Raw genomic sequence first — 7,421 nt, forward strand, 5'->3', positions numbered from 1 at the left:
ACCACCGCACCGGCGGCGATGAAGGCGTTGGCCTCGATCACCGCGCCATCGAGGATGCACGCGCCCATGCCGATCAGGCAGTAATCGCCGATGGTGCAGGCATGGATGATGCAGCCATGGCCCACGGTGACGCCTTCGCCGATCAGGGTCGGATAGCCGCCCTTGTTGTAGGGGCTGTCATGGCTGACGTGGATGATGGTGCCGTCCTGCACGTTGGTACGCGCGCCGATGCGGATGTAATTCACATCGCCACGGATCACCGTGCCCGGCCAGACCGAGGCGTCATCGCCGATTTCCACGTCACCGATGATGGTGCACGCCGGGTCCACGTAAACGCGCTCGCCGACGACGGGCATCTTGTCCAGGAAGGGGCGCAGGGCGGTCATGGCGAAAGCCGGCAAGGGGGGAGGGAATGATAAGGGGTAAGGGGAGGGACGGCAGCAATGACGATGCGGAATGCGCTTGGGCACCCGCGGCAGACCGGTTCCCGGCATTCATCCGCATGGGCGGCGGAGTGCACAGCAGGCCTTTTCCACGATGATTGACGAACCCCGCTGGGAATCTGGCGAGAGCGAGCTGGCGCGGAGCGCGGGCCTGTTGAGCCGTCTGTGCAGCTAGGCCCAAGGCCGTCGTATCCTTCGGCATTGAGCTCTTCTGAGCTGCCTACGCGGCAGCGAACAGCCATCAGCATTCCTACCTGCCGCAGACGCGTTTCTGAGCTGCTTACGCGGCAGCGAACTTCATCCCATTGCCTGACGCCGAGGTGGCCGTTTTCTGAGCTGCCTACGCTGCAGCGAACAGCCGCAAGCGCACGGTCCACGACCTGCGCAATTTCTGAGCTGCCTACGCAGCAGCGAACGCTGGAAGCAGGGAGGCCAACTAAACGGAAGATTTCTGAGCTTCCTACGCGGCAGCGAACTTGTTCAATCACGTAGGTCTGTTGCTCGATAATTTCTGAGCTGCCTACGCGGCAGCGAACGGAGGGCGACCGCTACGTCATCAAGCCCATGATTTCTGAGCTGCCTACGCGGCAGCGAACATTACTTTTGCAGCGCGAGTGATCATCATTGCTTTCTGAGCTGCCTACGCGGCAGCGAACCTCCACGAACGCGATGTGCGGGTTCATGTTCTTTTCTGAGCTGCCTACGCGGCAGCGAACCCTAAGTCAAAAGGGATGTCCTGGTCGTCGAATTTCTGAGCTGCCTACGCGGCAGCGAACCAACCGCACGCGGCCTGGCTGGCGCCCGGCTGTTTCTGAGCTGCCTACGCGGCAGCGAGTATGAGCGGACGTTGCTGACGTTGTTCCAGAACTTTCTGAGCTGCCTACGCGGCAGCGAACCTCGGGCTTGATGTTGATGATCGTCCGGTCGTTTTCTGAGCTGCCTACGCGGCAGCGAACACCGTCGCGAAGCGCAAGGGCGGCGGGGTTGTTTTCTGAGCTGCCTACGCGGCAGCGAACGCCTTGCACTGGCCAACCGCCTTGATGAGATTTTTCTGAGCTGCCTGCGCGGCAGCGAACTGTACGCGCGCACGGCGCAGCAGTGGCCGGACTTTCTGATCTGCCTACGCGGCAGCGAACCCCTTCCAGACCGCCCGCGACGCTGCCCGCAATTTCTGAGCTGCCTACGCGGCAGCGAACTTTTCCGAGCCTTCGGTCAGGTCATCAGTCGTTTTCTGAGCTGCCTACGCGGCAGCGAACGTGAACAAGGCCGACAAGGGCGACTGGCCTGTTTTCTGAGCTGCCTACGCGGCAGCGAACCGATGGTGGGGAAGGTGGTTGCACTGGGCGGTTTTCTGAGCTGCCTACGCGGCAGCGAACCAGCTCGAGCGGTTTAGCGGCGCTGAGCTGATTTTCTGAGCTGCCTACGCGGCAGCGAACACCACGAGGCACTGGCCGCCGCGCTGGATTCCTTTCTGAGCTGCCTACGCGGCAGCGAACAGCTGCCGCACAAGTTCCGTGCCTTCGTAGGCTTTCTGAGCTGCCTACGCGGCAGCGAACAGCCCGCCAGCGGCTTCGACGTGACCGCGCAATTTCTGAGCTGCCTACGCGGCAGCGAACTTGCGGTGGATGCTCTGTTCGTGAACTCCGATCTTCTGAGCTGCCTACGCGGCAGCGAACCGCAACCGATTCACCCGCCGCGCGCCGGGCAATTTCTGAGCTGCCTACGCGGCAGCGAACCAGAAACCACCCCGGGCGCTGAAGCCCGGGATTTTCTGAGCTGCCTACGCGGCAGCGAACTCAGCAGGAGCTTACGCATTCGGCACCCCCATTTTCTGAGCTGCCTACGCGGCAGCGAACGGCAGGCGCGCCGGAAGTGGTGGTTCCTTGGTTTTCTGAGCTGCCTACGCGGCAGCGAACTTCAGCGCGCGAAAAGCTGGCCCTGCGACGATTTTCTGAGCTGCCTACGCGGCAGCGAACGACCTGGTTGATGCGGCGCTCGAGTTCGGTAATTTCTGAGCTGCCTACGCGGCAGCGAACCCGGGCTTCATCGAAGCCTCGCCGACCCATTCTTTCTGAGCTGCCTACGCGGCAGCGAACGAAGTGCTTGAGTGCTGCTACCTGGGCGCCGATTTCTGAGCTGCCTACGCGGCAGCGAACGGACGCCGCGCGGCTGCTGCTTCGTGCTCATGTTTCTTAGCTGCCTACGCGGCAGCGAACGAAGTGGCGCAACGGCTGGAACGAACGGGATATTTCTGAGCTGCCTACGCGGCAGCGAACGAGATGGTCTGTAGCGTCCCCCGGCCTGATCTTTTCTGAGCTGCCTACGCGGCAGCGAACTTCACCGGCTGGTGGACGTAGGCCGCTGCTTCTTTCTGAGCTGCCTACGCGGCAGCGAACTCGAAGCGGGTAGCGCTCCTCGCCCGTGCGCTTTTCTGAGCTGCCTACGCGGCAGCGAACAGAGCACGCGGATCATGCGGCTTCATCCTCCTTTTCTGAGCTGCCTACGCGGCAGCGAACGGTGGATGTGGTCGGCGAGCTGCGCAAAGCCATTTCTGAGCTGCCTACGCGGCAGCGAACACTGCCAACCTCATCGAGCCGTGGCACGCCAATTTCTGAGCTGCCTACGCGGCAGCGAACAGCAGCTCTGTGGCAGCTTCCCAGCGCTTCCATTTCTGAGCTGCCTACGCGGCAGCGAACCCAATGAAGGCCGAGGATCGCGCTGTGTTCCTTTTCTGAGCTGCCTACGCGGCAGCGAACCCGCCGCGCGACAGGAAGTCAAGGTCGGGAACTTTCTGAGCTGCCTACGCGGCAGCGAACCTACCGGTGATGAATGCCTGACGCAGCTGTTCTTTCTGAGCTGCCTACGCGGCACCGAACACGGATTGGGATGCGATTGTCCTGATGCTGCATTTCTGAGCTGCCTACGCGGCAGCGAACAACGCCCATCGTAGCCTGCGTCAACGCGACAATTTCTGAGCTGCCTACGCGGCAGCGAACCCCTTATATGGGAAGTCGAACTCGTGCGTATTCTTCTGAGCTGCCTACGCGGCAGCGAACGTCAGCATGGCCGATCGCTCGCAGCTCGTCCGTTTCTGAGCTGCCTACGCGGCAGCGAACGCGCCGCAGCGGCTTCGGGGATCAGGACTGATTTTCTGAGCTGCCTACGCGGCAGCGAACACCGTGGGGCCGCTGTTGCCAGCCGAGGCGCATTTCTGAGCTGCCTACGCGGCAGCGAACCCTTGGCCCTTAAGCCGCAACCGGCTTGTGCATTTCTGAGCTGCCTACGCGGCAGCGAACTGGATGGTCACCGAGGCCGACCGGCGCAACCTTTTCTGAGCTGCCTACGCGGCAGCGAACTGGAACGCAGGGAACTTCAACCCGGATACGAATTTCTGAGCTGCCTACGCGGCAGCGAACAGGAGCTTTGCCATTTCATGGCTGATCGCGGCTTTCTGAGCTGCCTACGCGGCAGCGAACGCGAAGCCGCGCACGAACTGGTAGACCGTGTTTTTCTGAGCTGCCTACGCGGCAGCGAACGAGAACCCAAGCTTGTTGAGCCGGCTGTCGATTTTCTGAGCTGCCTACGCGGCAGCGAACGTGGCCAACAGGTTCTACGAGCACGTGGAGGTTTTCTGAGCTGCCTACGCGGCAGCGAACGAGGCGTGCCCGGGCTCGGCGTCCGGGTTGGTTTTCTGAGCTGCCTACGCGGCAGCGAACCGGCGCGGCGACTCGTCGAACACTTCCGAGCTTTTCTGAGCTGCCTACGCGGCAGCGAACGAGAAGGTCGCCCGGAAGCTGCAGTGGATTCATTTCTGAGCTGCCTACGCGGCAGCGAACAGCCTCGGGGCTGATCAGGAACCGCTCGATCATTTCTGAGCTGCCTACGCGGCAGCGAACGTGGGGATCGACACCACCGCGGCGACCGTGGATTTCTGAGCTGCCTACGCGGCAGCGAACGTCGAGCCGCCGGCCCCGCGTCAGTCCCAGATTTTCTGAGCTGCCTACGCGGCAGCGAACCGACTGCTCAAGGCGATCAATGCGCTCTGTCATTTCTGAGCTGCCTACGCGGCAGCGAACCCCAGCGACCGCAACAGGCCGGCTTCCTCGAATTTCTGAGCTGCCTACGCGGCAGCGAACCCGTTGCTGGTGATGCTCCGACCGTGGAAGACTTTCTGAGCTGCCTACGCGGCAGCGAACTAGACGAAATAATGCCTAATCGATTGATTTTACGAAAAAAGAGCGACAACAAGCAGAAGCCCCCAATTTTTGGGGGCTTCTGTAACCCTTTGATTTTGAAAGAGCGGTTTGGCGGTTCCGAAAAAGGGTCAGAACCAGGGCACGGTGCTGCTGCCACTGAGTCCGTGGCTGTTGAAGGGGCCGGGGGTGGGACTTTCCAGCAGGGGGCCCAATGCGATGAACAGGCAGAATGGTTGCCCGGTGCTGCGGCTGCGCAGGTGCAGGTAGGGCAGGTTGGGTTGGCGTTCCACTGTTGCCGGAATGGCCTGTTGTGCCTGCTGTGCGGTCTCCCCCTTGCGACGCATGCGGCGGCGACGCATGCGCTCGACGCTGGTCTTGAACTGCCGGCGTTGCACGGTGCGCTGGAGAGCTCCCTCTGGCGCAGGCGTGATGTCGGTCAGCCGGACATGGTCGCGCAGCCCCCGGAGCCAGTCTTCCTGCAGGAAGCGACGCAGCCCCGCCTCGCCACCATGCAGGCGCAACACCGTGCCCAGGGTGCGCGGCACGGTGCTGTAGCCGGGGAAGCTCACGCCAATGTCTTGGACGCGTTGCTGGACCAGGGCCAGGTGCAGGCGGTCGTACAGCGCGCCCAACAACTGGCTGGCATTGGTTTCCGGGTCGGGAACGACCCGGATATCGACGTGGTGGCTGGTCATGACATTCAGCCTGCTTCGCCAAACACGCCGCCGCGCACCAGCGTGGCGATGACGAAATGCTGCTGCTCCACGGCCGGGGCCTTGTCCTTCAGTACCCAGGCATCGAGCAGGTTGTAGAAGTCCTGCTTCTCCTTGGGCTGGCGGTAAGCCTTGCCCTGGGTGGTCACCGAGCCATAGGGTTCCACGGCGATGGGGCCGTTGTCGTCGGCTTCCGGGTACCAGGTATCCACGGTACGCAGCGCATTGCCGATCTTCTGCGAGTGGATGGCCGCCACCTTGTCCACGTCATACAACGTCTTGCTTTTCTTGCCGGCGGCCTTGTCCAGGATGAGCTCCTGCGAGGGAAACACCTCCTGTCCGGCGCCGATGCGGGCGAAGGCGGTGACCTGCAGCAGCACGTGACTGTCGCCGGCCAAGCCACCGGCGATCAAGGCACCCAGCTGCTCCAATGCGGCCGCTTGGGCGGGCGGCGCGCTGAGATCGTGCAGCGAATGGGCCAACGCATCGAAGGTCCATTGCTGGCTTGGTTCGCCCTCGCGCAGATGCGCCACGGTCACTTCCACCTGTTCGGCGCCAATGCGGTTGCGCCACAGGAAGCGGCCATTGGCGAGGTTGGCGGCATAACGGATGGCCAGCGCATTGAAGCCGTGCTGGCGCACGTAGCCGCCCACGGTGTCCATCAGCTTCTTGCGATAGGCCGCGTCATTGCAGGCCGACGGCCTGCCGGTGCCGCCCAGTACGCGCAGGGTGAACTGCACTTTCAGCGTGTCGGCGTCTGCCGGCAATGCGGCCACGTCCACGGTCTGCAGGTTGGGGTTCTGGATGGCGGCATCGAGCTTGGCCGGGTCCTGGCCGCTGCTCTTGAGCCGGTTGGAAATGGTGCCGCGCACGGACTTTTCGCGCAGGCCTACCGGTGCCCAGCGGCCGGTATCGGCACGTGCGTCCCAGTTGCCGCTGGTGAACAGCGCGTCGGACGGGTCCAACTTGCGTTCAAAGGCCAGGACGGAGGCGGTCTTGAGTTCCTTGGACATGACGGGATTCCTTTTCGCAGAGTCAGTTGATGGCGGTGTCGAATTCGAACGGAGTATCCCGTTCGTCTTCATCAAGGGATTGCACGTGATCGTTGCGGCAGCGGTACAGGCCGGCCCCGGGTTGGCTGTCGGCGTACCAGAGCAGGCTCTCGGCGGCATGCAAGCGATGCGGGCTGATCCATTGCCCCACCGAGTACAGGCTTTCGACGAAGCGGAACGGCACTTCCGCATCGCGGGCGTTGGCGGCGCTGCCGGGGGCGTGCAGTTGACCCAGTGCGCCATAACCCACCGGGATCGGTACCACCCAGCCAAGACCGGTGCGGTCATTGACCCAGCGGCCCTTGCCGTCTTCGTCGGCCTCCCAATGCCAGTTGATGCGAGCCAGCGACAACCAGGCATCCAGGGGATCGGAGGGCTTGCCGCCATCGGCCTGCTCCTGCAGGCGCTGGGCCAGCAGGTCATCGCGACCGACCAGGGTGAAGCCCGGCAGCAGGCGCATGCGCGCCTTCGCAAACAGGGTTTGACGGTCCTCGGGCGTGCCGCTGAGGTCCAGGGCCCACGGCTGGTAGCGTCGCCGCCCCGGCTGTGCGGGCGGGATCACGCTGCCGCCGGCGATACGCATCCCGGCCAGCAGGTGGGACAGCACCTGCAGATCGGCCTGTCGTGCATCCGGGGTCTGTTGCCAGCGCGGGCTGCGCGCGGCCAGCAGCAGGCTCAGGCCCAGGTGGATGCGTCCTTCCTCGACGATCGCCGCGCTGCCGCCATCCTTGTTCACCGGGTTGCGGGTGAGGTGGAAGCTGTTGACGAAGCCGTCTTCGGTGGCCAGTTCGCGATGCTGGTGGCAGACCACGCCTACCGCCTTGAATTGGACATCCAACCCGGCGGTGTGCGCCTTGCGTTGCAGGGCCCACATCAGGCCCAGGAAGGCCGTCATCGACGGGAAACCATGGGTCAACGGGCTGGAGATGGCATTGGCGTTCTGCACCTGCAGGTGCGGGAAGACCAGTAGCTGATCGAAGTCCGGACAAGTGCTCATGGCTCTCCTCCTCGCAGGGC

The 7,421-nt window shown here is 63.3% G+C and carries 4 protein-coding genes and 1 CRISPR repeat array; all 4 genes read right to left on the bottom strand.

Annotated features, from left to right (window positions below; genetic code table 11):
• On the bottom strand, window positions 1–386 hold a 386-nt coding region (locus tag VA603_RS06160; RefSeq protein WP_323438258.1), incomplete at its 3' end, for a gamma carbonic anhydrase family protein.
• Window positions 387–651: 265 nt separating this feature from the next.
• A CRISPR array of direct repeats spans window positions 652–4,639; the repeat unit is 28 nt; unit sequence TTTCTGAGCTGCCTACGCGGCAGCGAAC.
• 128 nt (window positions 4,640–4,767) lie between these two features.
• Window positions 4,768–5,334, bottom strand: a complete 567-nt coding sequence (gene cas6f / locus VA603_RS06165; protein ID WP_323438259.1) for a type I-F CRISPR-associated endoribonuclease Cas6/Csy4 — start codon at window positions 5,332–5,334, stop codon at window positions 4,768–4,770.
• Between the two features lie 5 nt (window positions 5,335–5,339).
• Complete coding sequence (gene csy3 / locus VA603_RS06170; protein ID WP_323438260.1) at window positions 5,340–6,365, bottom strand: type I-F CRISPR-associated protein Csy3; 1,026 nt, start codon at window positions 6,363–6,365, stop codon at window positions 5,340–5,342.
• A gap of 22 nt (window positions 6,366–6,387) precedes the next feature.
• Window positions 6,388–7,401, bottom strand: coding sequence for a type I-F CRISPR-associated protein Csy2 (gene csy2 / locus VA603_RS06175; protein WP_323438261.1), 1,014 nt, complete (start codon window positions 7,399–7,401; stop codon window positions 6,388–6,390).
• Window positions 7,402–7,421: the final 20 nt, after the last annotated feature.

Source organism: Stenotrophomonas capsici, assembly GCF_034961085.1.
Lineage (GTDB): Bacteria > Pseudomonadota > Gammaproteobacteria > Xanthomonadales > Xanthomonadaceae > Stenotrophomonas > Stenotrophomonas capsici.